At 36.0% G+C, this 25,071-nt stretch carries 18 protein-coding genes, 1 tRNA gene and 2 CRISPR repeat arrays; of the genes, 14 read left to right on the plus strand and 5 right to left on the minus strand.

Annotated elements, in window-relative coordinates:
- The first annotated feature begins 2 nt into the window (after positions 1-2).
- The 14 genes from cas6 (CALPO_RS0110765) to CALPO_RS13830 all read left to right on the plus strand — a co-directional run bounded on the left by cas6 (CALPO_RS0110765) (position 3) and on the right by CALPO_RS13830 (position 20,184).
- Positions 3-701: a CRISPR-associated endoribonuclease Cas6 gene (gene cas6 / locus CALPO_RS0110765; protein ID WP_169736193.1), complete on the plus strand. Its 699-nt coding sequence runs from the start codon at positions 3-5 to the stop codon at positions 699-701.
- Between the two features lie 14 nt (positions 702-715).
- Positions 716-2,446 carry a CRISPR-associated protein Csx20 gene (csx20, locus tag CALPO_RS0110770; protein WP_026487329.1) on the plus strand — a complete coding sequence of 577 codons (1,731 nt, stop codon included), beginning with the start codon at positions 716-718 and terminating at the stop codon, positions 2,444-2,446.
- Positions 2,447-2,604: 158 nt separating this feature from the next.
- Positions 2,605-3,702: direct repeats of the CRISPR family, unit length 30 nt; unit sequence GTTTTAATCGGACCAGTATGGAATTGAAAT.
- A gap of 166 nt (positions 3,703-3,868) precedes the next feature.
- Complete coding sequence (gene csx2 / locus CALPO_RS0110775) at positions 3,869-5,098, plus strand: TIGR02221 family CRISPR-associated protein (RefSeq protein ID WP_026487330.1); 1,230 nt, start codon at positions 3,869-3,871, stop codon at positions 5,096-5,098.
- A gap of 49 nt (positions 5,099-5,147) precedes the next feature.
- A complete protein-coding gene (gene cas6, locus CALPO_RS13825; protein WP_051585969.1) occupies positions 5,148-5,942 on the plus strand; it encodes a CRISPR-associated endoribonuclease Cas6 in 795 nt (264 codons plus the stop codon).
- The gene (gene cas2, locus CALPO_RS0110785; protein WP_026487331.1) at positions 5,920-6,183 is read left to right on the plus strand and encodes a CRISPR-associated endonuclease Cas2; all 264 of its coding nucleotides are present in this window, start codon (positions 5,920-5,922) and stop codon (positions 6,181-6,183) included. Before cas6 (CALPO_RS13825) ends, cas2 begins: the two co-directional genes overlap by 23 nt.
- 74 nt (positions 6,184-6,257) lie before the next feature.
- Positions 6,258-7,823, plus strand: a complete 1,566-nt coding sequence (locus tag CALPO_RS0110790) for a hypothetical protein (RefSeq protein ID WP_026487332.1) — start codon at positions 6,258-6,260, stop codon at positions 7,821-7,823.
- A gap of 14 nt (positions 7,824-7,837) precedes the next feature.
- Positions 7,838-8,773: a type I-B CRISPR-associated protein Cas7/Cst2/DevR gene (cas7i, locus tag CALPO_RS0110795; RefSeq protein ID WP_218915184.1), complete on the plus strand. Its 936-nt coding sequence runs from the start codon at positions 7,838-7,840 to the stop codon at positions 8,771-8,773.
- Between the two features lie 4 nt (positions 8,774-8,777).
- A complete protein-coding gene (gene cas5 / locus CALPO_RS0110800; protein ID WP_026487334.1) occupies positions 8,778-9,428 on the plus strand; it encodes a CRISPR-associated protein Cas5 in 651 nt (216 codons plus the stop codon).
- A gap of 10 nt (positions 9,429-9,438) precedes the next feature.
- The gene (gene cas3, locus CALPO_RS0110805) at positions 9,439-11,886 is read left to right on the plus strand and encodes a CRISPR-associated helicase Cas3' (protein ID WP_026487335.1); all 2,448 of its coding nucleotides are present in this window, start codon (positions 9,439-9,441) and stop codon (positions 11,884-11,886) included.
- Positions 11,870-12,379 carry a CRISPR-associated protein Cas4 gene (cas4, locus tag CALPO_RS0110810; RefSeq protein WP_026487336.1) on the plus strand — a complete coding sequence of 170 codons (510 nt, stop codon included), beginning with the start codon at positions 11,870-11,872 and terminating at the stop codon, positions 12,377-12,379. Before cas3 ends, cas4 begins: the two co-directional genes overlap by 17 nt.
- Before the next feature lie 9 nt (positions 12,380-12,388).
- Positions 12,389-13,375 carry a type I-B CRISPR-associated endonuclease Cas1b gene (cas1b, locus tag CALPO_RS0110815; RefSeq protein ID WP_026487337.1) on the plus strand — a complete coding sequence of 329 codons (987 nt, stop codon included), beginning with the start codon at positions 12,389-12,391 and terminating at the stop codon, positions 13,373-13,375.
- Positions 13,376-13,530: 155 nt separating this feature from the next.
- Positions 13,531-17,419: a CRISPR direct-repeat array (repeat unit 30 nt; unit sequence GTTTCAATCGGACCATTGTGGAATTGAAAT).
- Positions 17,420-17,819: 400 nt separating this feature from the next.
- Positions 17,820-18,299, plus strand: coding sequence for a DUF4330 domain-containing protein (locus CALPO_RS0110820; RefSeq protein ID WP_026487338.1), 480 nt, complete (start codon positions 17,820-17,822; stop codon positions 18,297-18,299).
- Between the two features lies 1 nt (position 18,300).
- Positions 18,301-18,810, plus strand: a complete 510-nt coding sequence (locus CALPO_RS0110825; RefSeq protein ID WP_156940180.1) for a hypothetical protein — start codon at positions 18,301-18,303, stop codon at positions 18,808-18,810.
- 12 nt (positions 18,811-18,822) lie between these two features.
- Entirely contained in the window at positions 18,823-20,184 is a 1,362-nt protein-coding gene (locus CALPO_RS13830; protein WP_051585970.1) for an O-antigen ligase family protein, read from the plus strand.
- Positions 20,185-20,216: 32 nt separating this feature from the next.
- Here the strand turns inward: CALPO_RS13830 and CALPO_RS14505 are convergent.
- From CALPO_RS14505 to CALPO_RS0110860, 5 genes are all read right to left on the minus strand, one after another.
- Positions 20,217-21,571 (minus strand): IS3 family transposase gene (locus CALPO_RS14505; RefSeq protein WP_156940181.1). Its coding sequence is split into 2 segments (ribosomal slippage): positions 20,217-21,106 and positions 21,106-21,571, totalling 1,356 coding nucleotides; the frame shifts between segments, so codons are not numbered across the junction.
- A 78-nt stretch (positions 21,572-21,649) separates the two neighbouring features.
- A complete protein-coding gene (melA, locus tag CALPO_RS0110845; protein WP_026487342.1) occupies positions 21,650-22,969 on the minus strand; it encodes an alpha-glucosidase/alpha-galactosidase in 1,320 nt (439 codons plus the stop codon).
- A gap of 17 nt (positions 22,970-22,986) precedes the next feature.
- Positions 22,987-23,895 (minus strand): TTE1925 family mutarotase, encoded by a 909-nt coding sequence (locus tag CALPO_RS0110850; protein WP_026487343.1) that lies wholly within the window; start codon positions 23,893-23,895, stop codon positions 22,987-22,989.
- Between the two features lie 79 nt (positions 23,896-23,974).
- Entirely contained in the window at positions 23,975-24,736 is a 762-nt protein-coding gene (locus CALPO_RS0110855; RefSeq protein WP_026487344.1) for a sugar phosphate isomerase/epimerase family protein, read from the minus strand.
- A 157-nt stretch (positions 24,737-24,893) separates the two neighbouring features.
- Positions 24,894-24,965 (minus strand) — tRNA-Pro (locus tag CALPO_RS0110860).
- Positions 24,966-25,071 lie beyond the last annotated feature (106 nt).

Genomic DNA, 25,071 nt, shown 5'->3' on the forward strand with positions numbered 1-25,071 from the left:
AGATGAGCGTTGTCAAGTTAAGATTGGAATTTCATTTAAATGATAATTTCTTTTTCGATAGAGGATATAAGCAAATTTTATCCGACTATTATTATGAGATTATAGGAAATAGATTGTTTGTTTTTTCGGACATAATACCCCAAAAAAAGAAAAACTCTGATGATGGTTTTTGGGCGATAGAAAAAGCTGCATTTGATTTTTCTACGGTACCTACTGAAAAACTATTAAATGTAGCAATGAATACCATGAAAAAACCTATACAGTTCAAATATGGTTCATTGGAGATAAAGAAGGTACGTTTTTTAAAAATAAAGCTAGAAAATAAAGCTTATACTTTGTCTCCAATTATAGTTTTTAAAAATGGTAATCCATTACTGTATGAAGAGAATCCTATATATTTCAGCGAAGTTTTAAGGGAGATTTTAATTTTCAAGTATAAAAATTTATTTGGTGTTTATCCCCAGGATGACCGATTTGTTTTTTATTTTAAAAACAAACCTCTTAAAGAAGAAATAAATGGATTTCCAGTTTATAAAGGTTGTTTTGAAATAATTGGTTCTAAAGATCTTATTAAACTTTCATATAATACAGGGCTTGGTAATTTTAATGAACTGGGTTTCGGAATGATATCAAGTGATTTGTATTTTTGGAAAAAATCAACTGACACAAAGTTGAAAAATAATAACGGAAATAGTAGTTGAGGAGGTTTTTTATTATGATAAAGTTTTTTTCTTTTTTAGGAACTAACAGATATATCCCATGTAATTACTATCTGGGAGATGCTAGAGCAGAAAACGACAGTTATGTCCAACTAGCTCTGTTGAAAGTACTTCATATTAAAGGTGTTGTGCCTTCCAAAGTGATTGTATTTACAACGAAAAAGGCCGTTGAACAAAACTGGGTACAAAATGCGTATGACAAAACCCTCCCTGGGCTTTACGAAGCGTTATGTAATCTTGATTTTATACCAGGAACAGTTAATAATTTAGTAATTCCTGAAGGTAACAATGAAAAAGAACTATGGGCGTTATTTGATATAATAATGGGAGAAATAGACGAAGGAGATGAAATAATATTTGATATAACTCATTCGTTTAGGTTTCTTCCTATGCTAGCTTTTATAGTTTTAAATTATGGACGAGTTGTTAAGAAAGCTCAGATTAAAGCCGTTTATTATGGAGCATTTGAAACATTGGGTTCAACCAGAGATGTTGAAATGATGCCTATAGAAAAAAGGAACGCACCGATTTTCGATTTGACCCCTTTTATAGATGTTTTTGATTGGACTTTAGGAGTAGACAGATATTTGAATACAGGTGATGTATCGATTATACATAATTTAACTCAAGCTGGTGTAAAAGGAATAAATAGCGAAATTTCTGCTATGGATGTTAAAGATAAAAAAGTAATGTTTAGAAATGTAAGTCAATTAAAAATACTGGCTGAAAATATGAAGAAGTTTAGTGATGTTGTATTTACGTGTAGAGGGAAAGAATTGGATAAAACAGCTTTAGAGTTAAAGAAAACTATAGATACCGTGCTTGAAAGTGCCGTTTATACATATCTTAAACCTTTGTCTCCTGTACTAAACATGTTAAATAGTAAATTTGGCAAATTTGGAGAAAATAATTATGCTAATTTACTAAATATTTGCGAATGGTGTTTAGATAATAGAATGTATCAACAAGGTTTAACCTTATTAGAAGAAGGAATTGTAAGTTATCTTTGCAATAAAAACGAGTTAAACCAAAATGAACAATCTCATAGAGATATTATAAGCGCATGTAGTGCGGTGCTTCACGGAAAAAAGTTAAAGCAAGAGTATGAAAAGGATAGACATATTATAGATTCTATAATCCAGAATTCCAAGAACCATGCTTTGTTAAAATTGCTTTATTCAATTGCTTCTGTCAGAAATGATATTAATCATGCAGGGTGGAGAAATAATCCAGGGAGTCCGAGTATTTTTGAAAAACAGCTAAGAGATTTTATAGACAAGGCTCGTTCTATTCAACATGATAATAGTGAATCCGTTTGTGTTAAGCCTAGGCGTATGCTTCTTATAATTTCACATTCCATTACTCCAGAACAGGAGAAAGAAGCAAGGACACAATTAGGGATTGATGAGTTTGTGATGCTAGAACCAAATCTTTTAGAGAGATGGTCTAATATACCGCCTGATGTTCATTTACTGTATGATCATTTGGAAGGCCTATTTAAGTGGATTGATAAAAATGCATGTGATGGAGATTATGTTCTGGTTCAAGGCGATTACGGGGCTACGTTTATGGTCGTAGATTATTGTATGGCCAGGGGGATAAAACCTGTTTATGCTACTACCCAGAGAAAGGTTAAAGAAGAAATATCAGGAGATAGCATTATTGCTACTAGGGAGTTTAGACATGTTATGTTCAGAGAATATAGACGACATGGTCAGTTAATTTGATTAAGGTATTTACAAAACTACGTAAATATGGTTAAATATAATTTAATGGATGTTTAGTTTGTCAACTCTCGAGCGTTTTTACATTATCTGAGGTTGACGAAAAATTTATACCATAGGAGGGTATCAAAAACCCTCATTTCATGCGTATTTTTTACTGGGTTTTAATCGGACCAGTATGGAATTGAAATTAACAAGCGGATTCAAGTTAGAAAGGGCTGGAGGTTAGTTTTAATCGGACCAGTATGGAATTGAAATGTTTACAAGTATTTTATTAAAGTTCTACTATTAAAAAGTTTTAATCGGACCAGTATGGAATTGAAATGCGCTTGGGGGCTGATACAAAATGACAATCAATGGCAGTTTTAATCGGACCAGTATGGAATTGAAATTGTAATAGTCAGAAAATTCATACAATAAAATCCTCTTTGTTTTAATCGGACCAGTATGGAATTGAAATGACTTGCCGATGATAGAAAAGCGAGGGCAAGGGAAGTTTTAATCGGACCAGTATGGAATTGAAATGCACCCAGTACCAGTCGCCGTTTGGAGCCTGCCATGTTTTAATCGGACCAGTATGGAATTGAAATAGAATAGCCCTTAACATCTTCAAAAAGAATTACACTCAGTTTTAATCGGACCAGTATGGAATTGAAATTCTTTTTTTGTGCACAAAAAATAGGCCCGAAGGGCCAGTTTTAATCGGACCAGTATGGAATTGAAATCTGCATGATAAGCAGTTGTGATATATACTACATACGTGCCTGGTTTTAATCGGACCAGTATGGAATTGAAATCTTGCCAGCCGCAAGCATCCCTCACGGCCAGCATATAGTTTTAATCGGACCAGTATGGAATTGAAATTTAATTATGATGTTTATTATATCATCATATCCTGCTGTTTTAATCGGACCAGTATGGAATTGAAATATGAGAAGCAAAGCATGACCCTCTTTACCAAAAATAGTTTTAATCGGACCAGTATGGAATTGAAATGGGAAGACGTATGCTTCGCCCACCCCGGCCACCTCTGTTTTAATCGGACCAGTATGGAATTGAAATGAAGTAGCATACAACTCATTCAACCTCTGGAATGCAGTTTTAATCGGACCAGTATGGAATTGAAATGCGATTTCCCCTGCTAAAAGAAGCTTTTTAACCAAGTTTTAATCGGACCAATATGGAATTGAAATAAGCTTTCACCCAATCCCACGTTGTTGACGGTGAAGGTTTCAATCGGACCATTGCGGAATTGAAAGCAGGTTACAATGAGCAGTATAACCATGCCGATCATTTCCAGTCGACAACAAACCCCATTTTTACACGCATAATAATTATTTCAGTTTAACCGATCTGGAATTGAAGGAATTTTATGTTCAATGTAGAATATAAATTTAGGATATATCAGTTAATGGAGGATAATATATGAAAAATATATTAATCTCTTTAATTGGGCGTGGGAGAAAACCAGATGGAGGTAAAGGATATATAAAAACGAGGTATAGTTTTGATAATGGTGAATATATAAGCGATGAAACGGCTTTTTTTGGTTCAGCATTGTATAGATACTTAGTAGGTAGAGGTTATGATATTGATAAGTGGATTATATTTGGTACTAATACTTCAACCTGGTCTGAAATTATTGAAGCAGTAAATAGCGTTCAACATGAAAGATTAGAAGAGATGTATTATAAAGTCTTAGATGAAGAAGAAAATGGGATAACTGATAAAACATTGAAGCAGTGGGAATGCAATATAAGCAATTTTATAAATGTAAATCTCGTCGCGGTTGATCCTTTAGATTATAAGGCCTATATCAACGTGTTGTTAAATATTATAACTGCTGGAGATGAATATAAAATCTTTTTTGACATGACTCACGCTTTCAGACATATGTCTACTGTTTTATCTTTTTCATTGATGTATTTAAAATACCTTCGAGATATTAAAAATATTGAAGTATACTATGGAGCTTTGGATATGGCAAAAGATGCTGTTAAACCCGTTTTAAAAATTGACTTCATAAATGAACTGTTCTCATTATCTACTTCTTTTGATCTGTATAAAAACTCCGGGTACTTTCCTGAAATATTAAAAGATCTTGGAATTTCAAACAGGGAAAATACATATTTCAAACTGGAACTAAATAGAAATCCAAGAAATGAGTTAAGAGAAATAGTAAAAGAATTGGAGAAAATAGTGGGAAGCGATAACTACAAAACAGAAACCGCACTATGCATTAAAAATCAACTGAGCAGATTATATGAGTTAAAGTATTTAGATGAAAGAATGGTAGAGAGGGCGAAATTTTTCTTTGACAAAAAGCAGTATTTAAAAGCACTGGTGTTGCTTTATGAGGCCATAATCATACTGGCGGGAAGGGCATATCAGATCCCAGATAAGCAAAATTACGAGAAAAGAGAAGAGAGCAGAAGAAGGATAAAAGAAGAAATAAAAGGTATTAGAGATAGAAAATTCATAAAAAGAGAGAGGATGGGAGAGGTTTTTAATCTTTTAGAATATACGAGAAATGCAGCGGTACATGGCTCTGATCCGCAGGGTATTCAGGAATATTTAGAGCAGCGTTCGTATTTTGAAAGTTTGTTTAATGAAGCGCTGGACATTTATCACGAAATAAGCAACAGTCTTAGTTAAAGTTTAATTTTTTACCTTATGGCAACAAGTATGAAGCGGAGGTATTTTTATGCGCGTAAAGATATGTTTTAGACCGGAAAAAGAAGTGGAGATTATTGATATTAATTATAACTATTATATAACATCAATGATATACAATTTATTGTCAAAGTCAAATAAGGAGTTTACAGATAAATTGCATGATGAAGGCTATAGATTGGGCTCCAGGCACTTTAAGTTGTTTACTTTTTCTCAGCTCAAAGTAAAGAAATACATCGTAGAGGAATCGAAAATTAAAATCATGGATGATGCTTTGCTATACATAGGATCTCCTAGGCTTGATTTTTTATATTATTTGTCTGATACCCTTCTTAAGGCAGAGAGAATTAAAATTGGCAGTGGCTTTTTTATTGTTGATCATGTGGACCTACTGAGAAATGTGAGATTTTCAAGAGAGGAGAGATTTTACTGCCTTTCTCCAATAACGACTTCAACAATGGAAGTTATAGGCAATGTGAAAAAGGAGAGAAATGTAGATATAAGGGACAGCAAATTTATTGACAATTTAAAGAACAACCTTATAAGAAAATATTATCTGTTGTACGATCGGCTCCCTGAAGATATGAACATAGACATACATTTTGACGAAGAGTATTTGAGCAACATAAGAGGAAAGCTGATATGGTTTAAAAACGTGGCGGTAAAGGGCTATTCTGCACCTTTTACTATAAAGGCTGATCCTGAGATCATAAAAGTGGCTTATGAATGTGGCCTGGGAGATAAAAATAGCGCTGGTTTCGGCATGATTGAAATAGACAGAAAAAATAGAGTGGGATTGGATAATGTATGTGATAGCGGTGTATGACGTAGAGGAAAAAAGGGTTGCAAAGATGTTAAAACTTTTCAGACAGTATCTAAACTGGATTCAAAACTCAGTTTTTGAGGGAGAGTTGACAGAAGCACAGCTTCTGAAATTAGAGAATTCTATAAAGAAGATAATAGATTCCGAAACTGACTCGGTGATAATATTTAAATTCAGGGATCAAAAATGGGCTGACAAAAAAATTATAGGCAAAGAAAAAAATTCTACGTCAAATTTTCTATAGTGACATAATATGGCCATCCTGTATGTTATTATTAAAATATAGCGAAAAATCAAAGTCAACAGGAGGTGATGGGCGTGTTAATTACTATTAATAACAGAGACGATGTTTGGCTTAACAACGGTCTTACCAATCTGTGCCGAATGCTTAAAGAGATAGAGGATCCCAGGATTTTTGAATGTAGCGTGTTTCCTGATAGGGTGGAAGTGAATATAAAAAATGATGAAGATTTTATAAGAATTCTGGGACGAAAGATTGTTGCTGATAGCGATACGTACATTTTCGTCAGAAAGCAAAATGATGATGGCAGCATTAATTGGACGAGAAAGGATTATGTATGTATTCAGTATGGTAGCAAAGTTAATGGCAGAAATGTTTTAAAGGAGAAAGCGTATACAACAGAAGGTATCCAAGAGCTATTAAAAGCTGTGTTGGTTCAATATGGTGCTCTATCGGGTAAAAAGCTCAAAAAAGATGTGTGTATTTTGTGCGGACAGGAATATTTTTACGAGAAGCGATGGGATAAATTGAAACAGGCTGTATATCCTTTTATTACCCGTAACAAATCTATGTCAGGGGTACGCAGCAACATTGAAGCGGAAAAAGCTCCTAAGACAAGGCCGGAATATTATGACAATGTATGTCCTACATGCTACTTGATAGGCGTTCTGGAATGGTGTGATCCTGCACATATTTTCCTCTATAAAGGCGACCGGTCGTTTTTATTTATACCTGAATTATCAAGGCTTGATAACATGTTTGATTTTAAAGAAAAATATAGATATAGCCTTGACCCTGATAGGTTTGTATCTAGTGTTAGGGTAATAATTAAGACCGGCGAGGAGGAAAAAGAAGGTTATACGCAAGGCGGTAGCAGTTTGATGCTGGCTTTTCTTGAAAAGGCTTTATCACAGGAGTTTAAGACAGAGAGGATAACCAGGTTTAAGACTCGCGTGGAATACTTTAGAAACTGGCTTATGCTGCAGATACCGTCAGGAAATATGAGGGATATAAAGCCCAGGGAAATTGGCATCGACCAGGAGGTTATAGATGTCATCGCGGAGTGCGTTGAAAAGGACATAAAGATTTACACTTCTTTTATAAACAATTTATCTATTGTAGAATCTGGAAGCCAGGCACCAAAATACGATATGGCTGAAGACTTAAAAGAGAGATGTTCGGAGGCTTTTCTCGGCAATGATTATGATGCCTTTGCAAAGGCATTGGCGCCTAGAGGCAAGTACATGGTGCGCTTTTACAGGGATGCATATGACAATTTGAAAGACTTTGTATATATCTGGAGGTGGGAGAAGATGAGGTTAAGCGAAGATGATTTGAAGGTGGTACAGCAGGTGGCAAGGATAATAGCAAGAGTTGCTGAGGACCATTCAAATCTGCTGTTTAAGTTGGATAAGGTTCGAAACCTTACAGATCTTTTGGATCTCTTAAGAGAAGTGGGCAGGAGGTATACATTCCTTGAGGACAGAGAATATTTGAGTGCTGCTTCTCTGGCGAAGATTGCGGAACTGCTGGTGAGCAGGGATTGGTCGGTTCAGGAATTTAACGATTTTAAGAATACCCTGGCCGTATTCAGTTACGCTTATACTGGACAGAATCAATATTTTGCGAAAGCAAATAAATAGGGGAGGATTTAAATATGGATATGAAATGCATTGAAATGACATGGTTAAGTAAGACATCGCTTACAAATCTTAACTCAGGAGAAGGAGAAAGCAATCTCATTGATGTGAAGAAGTACAGGTGGAAGGGCGAGGAGTACCCTTATGTCAGCGGGCAGGCCATGAGGTTTTACATGAAGGAAGCTATAAGGCGCCTTACGGATTTCAACAGTTCGTGTATACCCAATGATAAAGGAGAAAGCTGCGGCGATGTGAGTTCATGCGAACTGTGTGACCTTTTTGGATACATGAGTACCATTGAGAAAAAAGAGTCTAAAAAGGGCGGCGCAAAGATCAGGGTATCGCCGGTGAAAGTGGCTCCTGCTATGGGGTTGCTTCCTTTTGATGAGAACAGCACTATTGACTTTCTGACAAGGAAGAAGAGATCTTCTACAGATAGCGGCGATCTCAAAGGAGATATAGTCAATGTGGAGATGGGACTAAACATATATAGGAGTGGTATATCCATAGATGTTTATAAGATAGGGAGAGAAGAGGTAATAAATGAGGATAATGGCCGCAGGACAATAGAGTTAAAAGACTTGGTACCCGCTGATGAAAGGTTAAAGCGAATTATACATGTATTGGATGCGGTGAAAAATATGAGTGACTATTCTAAACAAGCTCGACTATTGACGGATTTCACTCCGGACTTCATAGTATGTTCCCTTCAGCCCAACTATAATCACAGACTTCAGAAGGCGATCGAGATAGATGAAGGGCAAAATTTAAATACAGATAGGCTAAAAGAGATATTGATTCAGTTAAAAGAGGATGGATCTTATATAGTCGCTGGAGCCATATCGGGTATTGTGAATAATTTAGATGAGGTAAAAGAGGTATTAAGTGAGCTGGGTATTGAGTTGAAATTACCAGGTGAGGCAATAAATGCATTAAAAGAAAAGATAAGGTGATAGCATGAATGGCCTGATGTTTAAAATGTCAGCTCCTTATTTTGCGGCGTTCAGAAAGCCTACCTCCAATAGCTCTTTGAGCACGTTTCCTGTACCGCCGTTTACTACTATAAGGGGCATGATATCCAATGCGATGGGTTTGAGAAGGGATGATTTTACTTTGCAAGATATTATGGAGATAGGCGTCGCACCTGTTTATATAGAAAGGCCTGTAAAGGAAAAAGCGCTTATGTTGAAAACGGTTAATAACCCCAAAGATAACATAAAAGCTTTCTGGACTTCGCCGTTCTGGAGAGATTTCATGGTCATGCCTGAATACAAAATATACATAAAAGCAGAGGACGCTTTAATAGATGAAATATATGAAGCACTTATAAACCCTGCAAGGCCGCTTTATATAGGCCAATCGGACGATATGGTCGTGATTGAAGATCTAGAAAAAACCGATGTAGTCAAAGGCCAATCTGACACTGTAAATTCCATTATAGAGGGCCTTTGTGATGGCTGTGAACTGGTAAAGTTGCTCTATAAATTTCGGGATAAAGATACGTTGATTTACACGCCTACAATATCTGTGCCTTATGAATTACCGTATAAGCTAAATAAAGTTATAGAGGGTTATTACTTTAAAAATGATTTTGTTCAGCTGTTTTGAGGTGAAGGGTATGGATATAGCCAAAAGGCATGAATATAATGATAAGGTGTTTTTCCAGACGCTAAAAGGCCACACAGTAGATGGACTGGTGATATTAAAGAGATATTTTGATTCCAACGAAATGACAGTACGGGAATTTTGCCGAAAGTGGGATGTGGACTATAATAGATTTGTCCAGAATACCTTTGAAATAGTGTTGTTTCACGATACGGGTAAATTGATAAAAGAGTTTCAGGAGAATATAAGGATGGGGAAATCGTCAAAAGATTATCCCCATCCCCTTATATCCGTGTATATAGTTATGATGTTACAGGAAGCTGGAATGGATATACTTAGGCCTCTTGACGACAAGTATTGTCCTTTTCCAGACGAAGAGTTTATGGCATTGTGCCAGATTTTATCTCATCATACCCAGCTTTACCAGGGAATTTACGAAAATGTCTCTAATGTACCCCATCTCCTTTATGACGAAATAAACAGGTTTTTAGATGATATTCCTGAAATTATTAGATTGAGTGGATTTAAAGGAATAACCATAAAACCGGTTCATGTAAAGAATGAACCTATTCCAAAAGATTTTATAGATGAATTTCGGCACATAAAGAACCAGTGGGTTGATTTTTGCAGGAATATGAAAGCTAAGGATAAAGTAAGATTAAAAGCCGTATATAGCTACATGTATTCGCTCTTGCAGCTATGCGATGATTACTCCAGCGCCTATTTCTCAGAGTATGTTGAGGAACATAATCTTGATTGGGATATAACTGGTCCCATATTAAGCTATGATGCTGCCGGTAAGTATGTCATTCCATATCCGGAAATCGATAAAAACGCTATAACTGGTGGACGAGATCCAAGGGATTTTCAGAAACGGTTGGGTGATGTTGGTCCTTATGTGATGCTGCTGGCGCCATGTGGAAGGGGAAAGACTGAAGGGGCATTATATTGGGCTGAAAACATGAGAAAACATCGGTTTATCAATAGGCTTATTTTTGCCATGCCTACCCAGATAACCAGCAACGCCATGGCGGATAGGTTAAAGATGATTTACGGCGAGGAAAACGTAGGGGTATATCATGGTAAGAGCCTTTTGTATTACCAGGAACAATTAAAAGGAATAATTGATGAAGACGATCTAAAGCTTATAGAGCTGGCTGAAGAACAGAATTTTATGTCAAAAGTTTTTTTAAAGCCTATCATGGTTACCACTATTGATCATTTAGTTTTTTCCTTTATACATGGTTTCAGTCAGGCTGATTTTACTCTGGGTAATATACAAACGGCGTGTATAGTATTTGATGAAGTTCATTATTATGAGAAGGATACATTGAGGCATCTTGTCAGTTTGTTTTCGCTGTTACGGGAGATGAAGATACCCCATCTACTTATGAGCGGTACCTTTCCTGAGTTTCTCAAAAAAAATTTGGAAGAGAGTGCTGCGTTAGAAGGAAAAAGCTATGAGACCGTAATAGATGAGGAGGGGCTCAAATATCAGCCTTTTATTGTGAAAAAACACGGCGACTGTATAGTAAATAAAATAGAAAATGACTTTGCCGTAAATGACGATGTGATAGAAGAGATCAGGAGCAATTACCATAAAGGTATAAGGCAGTACATAATCTTAAATACGGTGAGAAAGGCTCAGGAGGTATATAAAAGGTTAAAGGGGGTAATAGAGCCATCTGACAATTTAGTATTATACCATTCGCGATTTACCGGCCATGATAGATCAAAAAAAGATAAATCCTTATTGCGGGACAGGGATAAGAGGCCGTATATCCTTGTAAGCACCCAGGCTATCGAAATAAGCCTTGATATATCTTGCGACGTTATGTTCACCGAACTGGCACCTGCTGATGCTATAGGCCAGAGGGGTGGCAGGTTGAACAGGGGTGCAAAGCATTACTTAAAAGATAATTTGGAGTGTGTTTTACATCTATACAATACTGATACGATGAGACCTTATGTAAATTCAAAAAAAGATGAAGATGTGAAGGCGGTATTAGAGAGGACGTACGCTGGTTTTACAGATAAACCGTATACTTATGGAGATATTAAGGCCATATGTGATATAGCTTATAGAGATTTTAGGCTGGATTATACAGATTTTCTGGCATTCTTTTACGCTGGCACTTTGTTCGGTTATAGTTATAAAGAGATTACCCGGGAAGGGGCAGGAGAGGAAGGAAATGTATTTAAGCTTCGAAGCGATGATTATATAATGATCGATGCATATCCATTAGATGTAGTAGGAGATAACGTGGAAAATTGCAGAGATTATGAAAACATTGTTAAAGTACCGTACTGGTGGTACGTGTCAGCGAAAGAGAATTTGTTCAAAAATTTAGAGGATAAATACCACAAGTACCTGGTATGCAAATTGCCATATTCATTTGAAATAGGGTTTGATGAGTCCAAGCTAAAGGAAGTGATGCCTGATTATGGGGCTTTTCTCTAGTGAGGTAAAAATTACCGGTGTAGAGGTAAACTATTATTTTTACTGCAAAAGGCAGTTGTGGTTTTATACCCATGGACTGGATATGGAGCAGAATTCTGTGGATGTGGAAATCGGCAGAGAAATTCACGATGAAAGCTTCGAAAGAGAGCACAAAGAGGTTTTGATAGATGATACTATAAAGCTAGATTTTGTAGGTAAAAGTGCAGAAATTCATGAAGTCAAAAAAGGAAAGAGATTGGATAAAGGCGATAGGTATCAGATACTATTTTATATCTATTACCTTGAGAAAAAGGGTATAGAAAATGTGCGGGCCGTGGTTCACTTTCCTCTGTATAAGATGAAAGAGGAATTATATTTGACCGATGAAGATAGGAAGGTATTAGAGGAGGCTCTTGCGGAAATAAAAAAGATAAGGCAAGCCAATAAGCCAGATCCTCCTTTGAACAAGTCTGCCTGCAAAAAGTGTAGTTATTATGAACTTTGCCTGAGTTGAGGTGTGCATATGAAAAGGAATTATTATATAATGAGTAACGGTCGTATATCACGAAAAGATAATACTATATACTTTGAGGGAAGCGAAGGCAAAAAAGCCATACCTATAAACGATGTGGAGTCCATTTATATTTTCGGCGAGGTGGATTTTAATAACAGGGCTGTAAACTTTCTGGCACAGAATAACGTGACAGTTCATCTTTTCAATTATTATGGCTTTTATACCGGCAGCTTTTATCCGAGAGAGTATTTGCTTTCGGGCTTTTTAGTGGTTAAACAGGTAGAGAAATATCTCAATAATTTCACACGGCTTCAAATAGCCAGAGAATTTATAGATGCAGCCAGCTACAATATACTTAAAAATCTTAAATATTATAATCGCAAAATAGATCTAGAGGATTATATAGAGAGAATAGAGGTAGAAAGAGAAAATATATCTAAGGCAAATAGCATAAGCGAATTAATGGGAACTGAAGGCAGGATAAGGGATATATACTATGAAACATTTAATTTAATCACTACTGGTAGATTTGAATTTGATAAAAGGGTTAAACAACCACCTGATAACGCTATGAATGCATTGATATCTTTCGGCAATTCCCTTATGTATACAACGGTTTTAAGTGAAATTTACAATACGCAGTTAAATCCAACTGTAAGTTATCTCCACGAACCAGGCGAGAGGAGATTTTCTTTGAGTTTAGATATAAGTGAAGTTTTTAAGCCGATAATAGTGGATAGGGTTATATTTAAGTTAATAAATGAAGGCATGATAAGAGAGGAACACTTTGATAAAGATCTGAATATGTGCTATTTAAGCGATAAAGGTAGAGCCGTTTTTTTAAAAGAATATGATGAAAAATTAAATACTATAATCCACCATAAAGACTTAGATAGAAACGTTAGCTATAGAAGATTGATAAGGCTGGAATGTTATAAATTGATAAAGCATATTACAGACGTAAAGAAATATGAAGGGCTAAAAATTTGGTGGTAAAATATTGACACAAATATCTTATTTATGATAAACTGAAAAGTAATGGTCGTTAAAGATGTCAACGTCCAAGCTTTTTTACATCACCTGAGGTTGACGATAATTTTATACCATATGAGGGTATCAAAAACCCTCATATATAAACATTTTTTGCTGGGGTTTCAATCGGACCATTGTGGAATTGAAATATATTTCCACCAGTTCCGCCTCCAAAGTTGCCTGTATGTTTCAATCGGACCATTGTGGAATTGAAATAAAAACGGTTCTACAATTTTTTCTTTTATGCTTTCGTTTCAATCGGACCATTGTGGAATTGAAATATGAAATTATGCGTACCCACCTAGAAGGTATAATAAAAGTTTCAATCGGACCATTGTGGAATTGAAATGTAGAAAGTCTTAAAGATAAAATTGTAGAACCATTCTGTTTCAATCGGACCATTGTGGAATTGAAATTAGACAAACCTCCAATTTATTAATATTAATGATATTGTTTCAATCGGACCATTGTGGAATTGAAATACGATTTGCTTACATTTTTTACATTTCAGGTAGACACGTTTCAATCGGACCATTGTGGAATTGAAATTACAAAATATCAATGCTTGTCTGATCTCTTTGCTCCAAGTTTCAATCGGACCATTGTGGAATTGAAATAGAAAAAGTAGCTGCAACAATTGTCAATGCGATTTGGTTTCAATCGGACCATTGTGGAATTGAAATAAAATTTTTACACGGTTTGTTGCGTTATTGTCGTTTGTTTCAATCGGACCATTGTGGAATTGAAATTGAGCAACTAAATACATATGCTTGTTTGATATATCAAGTTTCAATCGGACCATTGTGGAATTGAAATTGGAAATCCTGTTCTTTAATTTCCTCGTTTGATCTAAGTTTCAATCGGACCATTGTGGAATTGAAATGAGTAATCTGTTTGCCTTCCAATTGGGACTTTGTAGTTTCAATCGGACCATTGTGGAATTGAAATAGTGAAAACAGCCACAACAACAGTAGCAAGTACACTTGTTTCAATCGGACCATTGTGGAATTGAAATGTAGTGATAAAACTTACATATGGTAATACATCTTTTAGTTTCAATCGGACCATTGTGGAATTGAAATGGAGTATAAGAAACAGGGATATGGTGTGATAAAAGTAGTTTCAATCGGACCATTGTGGAATTGAAATTTTAAGTCGTACCACATCTTTTCATATCTCATCTTCGTTTCAATCGGACCATTGTGGAATTGAAATCTGATAGACTACGAAAACGGAAGAACGATACCGAGTTTCAATCGGACCATTGTGGAATTGAAATCCTTGTAAATTATTACAAGATACCTATCTAACCCAAGTTTCAATCGGACCATTGTGGAATTGAAATTTTAATAAATGTTTAATAAATATTTTTAATGCATCAGTTTCAATCGGACCATTGTGGAATTGAAATCAATTTCTTCTATGTCAACATCATCATTCAACATATGTTTCAATCGGACCATTGTGGAATTGAAATAACATAGGAACAGAAACGTTCCTGTGTGTTGAAACGGGTTTCAATCGGACCATTGTGGAATTGAAATGAATATTTAAGATGAGATAAAAAATCTTGTTGACAGGTTTCAATCGGACCATTGTGGAATTGAAATACTACCTTCTTCCTTGCTCTCTCCAGTATCCATGGAGTTTCAATCGGACCATTGTGGAATTGAAATTGGTCAACTATATTGTGCCATCTGTTTTTCTCATGCGTTTCAATCGGACCATTGTGGAATTGAAATACAGGTTTTTGTATATTGTTAATTCATATACAGCTGGTTTCAATCGGACCATTGTGGAATTGAAATGGATTAAGTTGGGATATATAAGTACCTAATATACTAGTTTCAATCGGACCATTGTGGAATTGAAATAGTAGATGTGGAATTTGATATTAGGGATGATGCGACTAGTTTCAATCGGACCATTGTGGAATTGAAATTGTTATAGCTAATAGAGTTGGATATTTAGATACTACTGTTTCAATCGGACCATTGTGGAATTGAAATGAAACAAGACTTTCATCCATACGATAATACAAGCAAGTTTCAATCGGACCATTGTGGAATTGAAATCAATAATAATCACCATCTATTTCAACAACATTATCTGTTTCAATCGGACCATTGTGGAATTGAAATAAAGCTGATACAACGGCGACTGCGTATTTCCAGCATGTTTCAATCGGACCATTGTGGAATTGAAATATATCCCTCCATTTTTATTAGTATATCAATATTTCGTTTCAATCGGACCATTGTGGAATTGAAATGTTGCGTAGAAACTTATATCCGTTACATCGTAATCGTGTTTCAATCGGACCATTGTGGAATTGAAATAGTTGTTGTATTTCCTTATTTAATTCTTCTTCATATGTTTCAATCGGACCATTGTGGAATTGAAATTTATGAAAATTAATATATAAATTCCCGTCTTCTAAATAGTTTCAATCGGACCATTGTGGAATTGAAATGCAACGCAATCGAAAAAGCAGGTGCTTGCTGTGGCGTTTCAATCGGACCATTGTGGAATTGAAATAAATTATCCACAAAACTTACTAGAGTACCAGGATTCGTTTCAATCGGACCATTGTGGAATTGAAATAATTTAAGAAGGCAAAAATAAAAAGCTAAAGAATTTTTGTTTCAATCGGACCATTGTGGAATTGAAATGAGCTGTAGGTAAAACATGCAATCTCAATCTAATATCGTTTCAATCGGACCATTGTGGAATTGAAATTACAATAAATTTATTTTTTGATAATGATAAAGCGGGGTTTCAATCGGACCATTGTGGAATTGAAATACGTTACACGTGGAATGTGCATTTGAGCGATGACCCGTTTCAATCGGACCATTGTGGAATTGAAATATATTAGAATTATTTAATAAATATCCTTTAGACTGGTTTCAATCGGACCATTGTGGAATTGAAATGATCGGCTACTTTTTCTCTTTCGACATACAAAATGCGTTTCAATCGGACCATTGTGGAATTGAAATAAAAAACAAATTAAGGAAATACAAGAGAGATTGAATAGGTTTCAATCGGACCATTGTGGAATTGAAATGAGTGATCGACGCTTACAGATGGAATACATTGTAAAGTTTCAATCGGACCATTGTGGAATTGAAATGCTGTTGTCAGAGGCCCTTCTTTTGCTGGAGAATGTGGGTTTCAATCGGACCATTGTGGAATTGAAATAGTGAAAACAGCCACAACAACAGTAGCAAGTACACTTGTTTCAATCGGACCATTGTGGAATTGAAATGTAGTGATAAAACTTACATATGGTAATACATCTTTTAGTTTCAATCGGACCATTGTGGAATTGAAATGAATATTTAAGATGAGATAAAAAATCTTGTTGACAGGTTTCAATCGGACCATTGTGGAATTGAAATACTACCTTCTTCCTTGCTCTCTCCAGTATCCATGGAGTTTCAATCGGACCATTGTGGAATTGAAATATGAAAAAAGGTTATATCAGAACTGCTTCAAAGGATGGGTTTCAATCGGACCATTGTGGAATTGAAATACATAATCTAATACTCTATAAAGTAATTCCATTCATGTTTCAATCGGACCATTGTGGAATTGAAATCTACAGTACGTTAATAAAAATCATGCGAGAGCAGGGAGCAAGTTTCAATCGGACCATTGTGGAATTGAAATAGAGCAGAAAATAAAGTTTATAATTGGTTAAAAGAAAGTTTCAATCGGACCATTGTGGAATTGAAATATTATGACAAGACAATGACCCTCTTTGCCAAAAATACCGTTTCAATCGGACCATTGTGGAATTGAAATGTTTTTCCCTAAAGATGCTTCACCTATCGATTTGAGTGTTTCAATCGGACCATTGTGGAATTGAAATATGCAAGGTGCAGGATACAGAAGGACTTCATCTATGTTTCAATCGGACCATTGTGGAATTGAAAGAAACTATAACAGCCAAATTACCATAAGTTTACAAATGTTTCAATCGGACCATTGTGGAATTGAAATAGTATAAAAGGTAGAGGGATTCATAAAGGTTTAAAAAGTTTCAATCGGACCATTTGACAAGGATTGGTGGTGGGTAATGAGCGCACTGGAACGCTTGACAGTTAATCTGTTCGCATAAAGAAACCACACTGAAAAACTGTGAACGAAGGACGTTTGATTAGGCTGTATAAGCCTTGTTTAAACAGCCTTGAAATTGTGAAACCGTTTTTACCACGGTTTTGTGGGGAAAAGGGGTCCCACAGGTTATTGGAGACTTGCCTTGAAGATGTATAGTAAGATTTTTGATCAGAGGAAATTTTACCCTGTGTTTGGATTTGCTGCTACGTGGCGTACACGTTGCAAAAGAAATGCGTTATTGTTATAATATTTAGTGATTAATTTTAAAGGACGGAGGTAAAAAATGAAACTAATAGACGACAAAGGAAAAATCTTTGGTATTATTAATTTAATCGACCTTATTGTAGCTTTACTAATAATATTAATTATAGGTGGACTTGTTTATAAAACTCAATCAGGTAAAAATGTGGCTCAATTAAAGGAGGTCTATATAACGGTTAGAGTACCTAATCTGTTGCCGGATACCGCTGCTTCTTTAAAGCCTGGTGACAAATTGATATCCGGAAATTATTATACTACCGATGAAATAGTTGATGTAAAAGTGTCACCTGCTCTTTCTGTCAACACAAACTCAGAGGGAAAAATGGTGCTTACTACGAATCCCTACAGAAAAGATGCGATAGTGCTTATAAAGGCTCATCTCGATACATCCAGCCCTACTGTTAGAATGGGGCAGCAGGATATAAGGGTTGGTAATCAAATTACTGTAAAAACCCATTTTACGGTGGTGCAGGGTGAGATAATAAAAGTGGATGTTAAGTAAGGTGAATGCAATGAATATTAGAAAGGTTTATATAGAAAGTATTACATTTAAACTATTAAGACGCGTTTTTAGAATAGCTAGTATAGTGTCAGAAAACAGTATAGCAGTTTCCTACATAAGCGGCAAAACACAAAGAGATTATAAAAAGGGGTCTTTCGTTTATAAAATATATGTCAGAGTATGCGATAGCATTGGCAGGGTATTGTCAAAATTTGCTAGTGTGAGTAAAAGAATAACCCAAAAAAGTGTGTTTTTAAGCAGTATAGATAATTTATGTCAGTATATAAGAAGATATCCAGTGAAGTTAATGGGTATTTTCATTTTTTGGTTTATCATAGGCAATTTTGTTGCGGCAATAGCCAGTGGGAAGGGCGTATCTCTGAGAGGATTTGTTTTAAGAATAATATTGTTGTTAATAGGAGCAATGATGTATAAAGTAAATACCACTTTTAAAGAACTAAAAAGCAGTAGTATTTTATTAAAGGCAATAGACAATTTATTTTCAATTTAAAGCGGTGATATGATGGTAGACACAAGTGTAAAAAGTCCAATAGCTATATTGGCATTGCTGTTAGGAATAGCGGCTGTATTTGTGCCATTTAAAAGCGTGGCTCTTTTGCTATTGGCCATAACTATTGTATTTATAATTTTTGCAAGGCCCGAGTATTCTCTCTTTGCTGTAATAAGCTATTCGGTAATTGATTGGCTGTTTAGATCAGTAATCAGCAGTTCTTTATTTTCAAACATATGGGACGAAGCCCTTTACATAATAATAGTTTTGCTATGGATTTACAAAACTTTTTGGCAAAATAATTCTAAAAAGCTGGAGTTAAATTTGACGCCGCTCTTCGCACCTATATTTATGTACATGGTTTACAGTATTTTTTTAGTTATAGTCAATTCTACGGATATAGCAATAGCTATCGATGGCCTTAGGGTTAATATAGAGTATATTTTCTGGTTTTTTGTGGCTATAAATATGGTAAAAGATAGGGATACAATAAATAAATTAATGGTATTTTTTATACTGATAGTAACTGCCATGGCCCTTTACGGTATATACCAGTATATAATAGGTGTTAAGATACCGCCTGAGTGGATTGATAAGGCTGAAATGCCTGTTAGGACAAGGGTATTTTCTATACTTACAAGCCCTAATATACTGGGCAGCCTTATGGTTTTGGCCATACCTATAAATATTTCATATATATTTAATAGCAAACATTTATTAAAGAAGGTTTTTTACTCTGCGACGAGTATGGCTATGTTGGCGTGTCTCTTGTTTACATTTACAAGAGGCGCATGGCTTGCTCTGGTGGTGTCTCTGCTCATATACGCTTTTTTAAAGGATAAAAGGATAATCGGCTTACTTGTAATAATAGGTATTATAGCATTATTTATACCGCCTGTTTACAATAGGATCAGCTATCTTGTAAGTCCAACGTACTTAGTGAGCAGCATGGAAGGTGGGAGATTAAAGCGACTGCAAATCGGTTTGAATCTTTTAAGTCAGAGTCCTATAATAGGAATAGGATTGGGACAATTTGGAGGTGCTACTGCTGCCAGGTTTAATGTTAACTCTTTGTATTCAGACAATTATTTCTTAAAAATCTTAGTGGAAACAGGCTATATAGGCATAATACTTTTTATATACCTATTGTTATCTGTGATCAGGCAGTTTTTTGTAACAATGAAGAGATGCGAAGATAGGTTTATAAAAGATATAGTCAAAGGCATTTTTGCGGGGTTGATGGGAGTGGTATTCCACAACCTTGTGGAAAATGTGTTTGAGGTTCCCATGATGTCTACGTATTTTTGGTTTTTAACAGGGATAATTGTGGTATCAAGTAGGTTGAAATCACCTATAGAAAAAAGCGAGGTGTAAATGAAGTGCACCCCAAATGTTAGACAGTTTAATTAAGCTACTTCTTGGGACTGAATCCGGTATTGAACCGGGCTCAGTCCTTTTAGTTTACACTTAATCCTCTTATTATTGTAATAGTCTATGTATTCCTCTAATTCTTTCTTAAAATGGTCAATAGAGTCAAATTCCTGTAAGTATAACAGTTCTGATTTTAATAAACCAAAGAAATTTTCCATAACAGAATTATCAAGACAATTGCCCTTCCTGGACATACTCTGAATTATGCCTTTCTTTCGTAGTCTGTACTGGTATTGTTTCATCTGATACTGCCAACCTTGGTCTGAGTGCAAAATAAGGTTTGTGCCATCAGGAATTTTAGCAAAGGCTTTATCCAACATATCCATGGTTTGGTAAAATGTTGGTCTATCTGAAATATTATAGCTTATAATCTCTCCATTATATAAATCAAGTATAGGTGAAAGATAAAGTTTAGCACCAAACAGCGAAAACTCCGTTACATCGGTAACCCATTTCTGATTTGGCTTTTCTGCTTTAAAGTCACGCTGTAGTAAATTCGGAGCAACTTTCCCAATTTCACCTTTGTAGGAACGGTATTTACGGATTCTTACTTGACATTTAATTCCGCATTCATTCATGAGTTTTAGTACTGTTTTATGATTAATACAGTATCCACGGTTTCGTAATTCCAATGTAATTCTTCTGTACCCATATCTGCCTTTATTCTCATGATAGATAGTTTGTATTAATTCCTTGATTTCGACATATTTATCTGGCTTATTTAATTTTTTCAAATAGTAGTAGAAAGTACTCCTTGGGATACCTGCAAACTCTAATAAAGCCATCAGTTTATATTCATGCCTTAGCTCGTTGATGGCTATTACTTTGTCTTTTTGTCGGATTTCTTCCTTTCCTGAACTAAGGCCATTAATTTTTTTAAGTACGCATTCTCCATACGAAGTCGCTGAATTTCAGCGATTAGATTTTCTTCTGTTTGTTTAGAAAGTTTAGGCTTCTTTGGTTTATCTAAATTCATTGTTTTTTTCCTCCCTCGGTTTTCTGTATAGAGAGCTTCCGGTCCTTCCTCACAGTATATACGTTCCCATTTGCCGACGGTAGCATCAGAAGGTATACCGAATATAGCAGCAGCTTCAGAAATCGACAAATGTTCTTTATGTATAAATTCTACAACATGTTGTTTAAAATCGCCAGTATAAGTTCCCTTTTTCATTAATAATCCATTTGTTCCGTATAATTCATAACGTTTTACCCACCGTCTTACATGTTCATAGCCAGTTCCTAAATTTTTAGCAACAGCCCTGGCAGACATTCCATTTTCTAAAACATCTTTTACCGCTTTTAATTTCGTTTCATAAGAGTATTTTGCCATAATAAAATGCACCTCCAAATATTAGTTGATTTTTGTCTAATATTTGGGGTGCACTTCATAAATGCCTCGCTTTTTTATTTATTTCAATTTTATCGGCAAAAGCCATTTTTCTTCTGCTGCGAACATCTCAGAGACCATGGACCTAATCTGATCCATATCCAGCACGGCAGATGTCAGGGGATCCATCATAATAGCCTGGTATATATATTCTTTTTTGCCAGTGAGAGCTCCCATAACAGCTAACTCCTGAACGTTTATGTTAGTCCTATTTAAGGCAGCCAGCTGTGGCGGCAAATCGCCTATTACAGTGGGCTGTATACCGTTTTTGTCTACAAGGCATGGAACTTCTACACAGCATCCTTGAGGTAAATTAGTTATAAGACTTTTATTGTCTACATTGCCGTAAATAACCCTTGGAACGCCTGTTTCTATTGAATGAATTATGTACGCACCGTACTCATGAGTCCTCTTTACTTCAACTTTTTCGGCGTTTATAAGTTCTTCCATGTCCTCGTCAAATTTCGCTGCTGCGTTCTGACAGCACTTGAGGTACATACCATTGTATACTCCGTCGTCATTCCAGTTGGCATCTTTATGGATTTTATCTATCCAGTGATCAAACTTTCTGAAATAAGGAACGTATTCTGACATATGATGGCTTGATTCTGTCACGTAGTAGCCAAAGTGTTTGAGGAACTCAAATTTGGTTACGTCCATTTTGTAAACATTGGGGTCATTGTACTTTTCTCTTATCAGCGGATACGCATCTTTACCTTTCCATTTAAATTCTAAAAACCAGGCCATATGATTTATTCCCGCTGCAATAAAAGACACTTCACTGTAGGGAGCGCCTATTATCTTGGCAAGCCATTCTGATGTGCCCTGGACGCTGTGGCACAACCCCACATTTTTTATGTTTGAAATCCTGTTAATATACCAGCAGTTCATTGCCATGGGATTTACGTAATTTATCCAGAGGGCATCAGGGCAAAGCTCTTCCATGTCCCTGGCTATATCCTTAAATACGGCTGCTGTTCTCAAGAACCTGAAAACACCGCCAGGTCCTAATGTATCTCCAACCGCTTGTTTGACACCGTATTTCAGCGGTATTTCGATATCTATTTGATAAGCTTCGAGACCACCTACCTGTATCATCGTTATAACGTAATCAGCGTCTTTGAGAGCTTCTCTTCTATCAGTGGTCGAGATTATCGTCGCTTTATAATTTTCTTGTTTAACCAATTTATCTGCTAGCTTTCTGATAAGGTCGAGGCGCTTGGGGTCAATATCCATTAAAGCTATAGTGCTGTCAGATAGCTCTGGAAAAGAAAGAATATCCACCATTATGTTTTTAGCGAATACGATGCTTCCTGCTCCGATCATAGCTATTTTTGCCATTCTAAAAATCCTCCTGCCTACATGCCTTTTTCGATCAATGACGCTAGTTCATCAAAAATGCCCTCGTCAAAACCAGGGGTGTGTATGTTATGGAAAAGCTCCCATTCTTCTACATGTTCTACGGTTGCTCCAGGTTCTAGATCTACCAAAGGCCCTAAGGTTTCTATTTCTATCATCCAATCAGTAGTGTAAGTTTCAAAAGATGCGCCAAAATCCGGATATTCAGATTCGGGCATATGATTATACCTCTTTACAAACATCTGGCCATTATTTACGTAAGCTGCCCACCCTTTTTCATTTTGAGTGCCCAACTTAAAAGGCGGTTTCATATGGGGGTCTTGTCTCAATGCAATATATTTTTCACCCCAGTATACCCTTGGATCGTTCATCTTAGAATAAGGCCATAAAACTACAGATCTGTTGGGCAAAAATCCCGTGTCTTTTTTAACCTGAGGTATTATTTCAATTCCCCCAGTGGACATAACAGAAATAGACCACGGTGCTAAGCGAGCAGCCCACGCGCCTACATTGGTGATTTTATGAATTACCTTCACTTTAGAGCTGTCTGGGCTCAATACCACGTCAATTTCTTTTTGCATGTTGACCCATGGTTCAGGTTTTTGCACTAATTTAATACCGTTTTGAATTTGCTGGCAGTCAACGGCTTGATTGTCAGGGGAGTACGTTCTTGGCATGACTTCAGGACTGTGCCATAATCTATGCCCACCGTAATTTCTCCACTCATCCCCACCAACTTTTCCTGCGTCTTCTTCTCTCACGCAAAACACGTTAGCATCGCCTGCAAAGCCATATCTTATGATCCTGGGGCCTATGTCCAATGTAGCCACGATGTCCACGATTCCGTTGGACACATGGACACAATTTTTCCACCCAGCAAATTCAATTTTATCGACTTTTACGCTCACATTTTCAACTCCTTTCTAAATCTAAATATCTATTCGCCGTAAGCGATGAAAATCCTCTTTTTTATATATAAAATCCTGTTTACACGTATCGCTTTAAAACCTTTATAGCGTTTGCATAATCGCTTTCGTCAGTCAATCTAGCCTCGATGCTCACGCGCCCATTGTAATTTATGTCTTTTAAAGCGTCAAAAAATAAATCGTATCTGTCTTTATCCTTTTCACTGGGATAAGTCCTGTTAGTACCGCTGGCAATATGGGTATGAACGAGATTACTATCTGCCTTTATAATTGCGTCAAAGCCTTCATTTTCTACTGCCATGTGATAATAATCCGCTAATACTTTTACGTTGCTATGGCCAACTGATTTCACCATGTTAAGGCCTTCTTCAACTGTATTTAAAATATTTGATTCGTTTTTATTGAGATTTTCTATGGCGATATAAATACCGTACTTAGCTGCTTCATCGCCAGCCATCCTTAGAAAATCCGCTATCTGATTCCATGCTTTTTCTCTCGGATAGCCTTCAGGAACGTTTCTAGCTCCTGCGCTTCCGAACACCACTATTTTACCGCCAAGAGCATTTGCGCGCTCCATAGCAGCTTTTACATAATCTTTAAGAGCAACCCAATCCACGCCATCCCCTACGACCTTCAAAGTTCTTACAAAGCTATTGAAGGCCTCTACTTTCAATGGGCTTCTTTCGGAAGAATTTAGCAGATCTTTAAATTGAATATCGGTCATTGACATAACGCCAGCGAGGCTGAATTCCAGATAATCATAGCCAAGGTCTTTTAATAAATCAGCTTTATCAAAGTTTGAAGTGCAAATTCCAAATTTCATATATATCCCCCTTTAATTAACATGTTCACAAGATAAATTATATATATTCTATACAAATATATTCTATACAAAGCCCCAAAATCCTCTAAAAAACAAATAAAAAAGCTTTGTTTTTATTTGTTTTTTGTTAGGTTGTGCAAAAAATCAGCAAAAAAAATCGGGGTGAGAGGATTTGAACCTCCGACCCCCTGGTCCCGAACCAGGTGCGCTCCCCCTGCGCTACACCCCGCTACTTCGTTTATTATAGCATAAACAACTTTGTAATTCAATAGTGGATTTTCTGTGTGCCTTGACATTTCTTTAAAATATTTATATTATATAAATATGTGAGATTT

Origin of the sequence: Caldanaerobius polysaccharolyticus DSM 13641 (assembly GCF_000427425.1) — a bacterium.
Taxonomy (GTDB): domain Bacteria; phylum Bacillota; class Thermoanaerobacteria; order Thermoanaerobacterales; family Caldanaerobiaceae; genus Caldanaerobius; species Caldanaerobius polysaccharolyticus.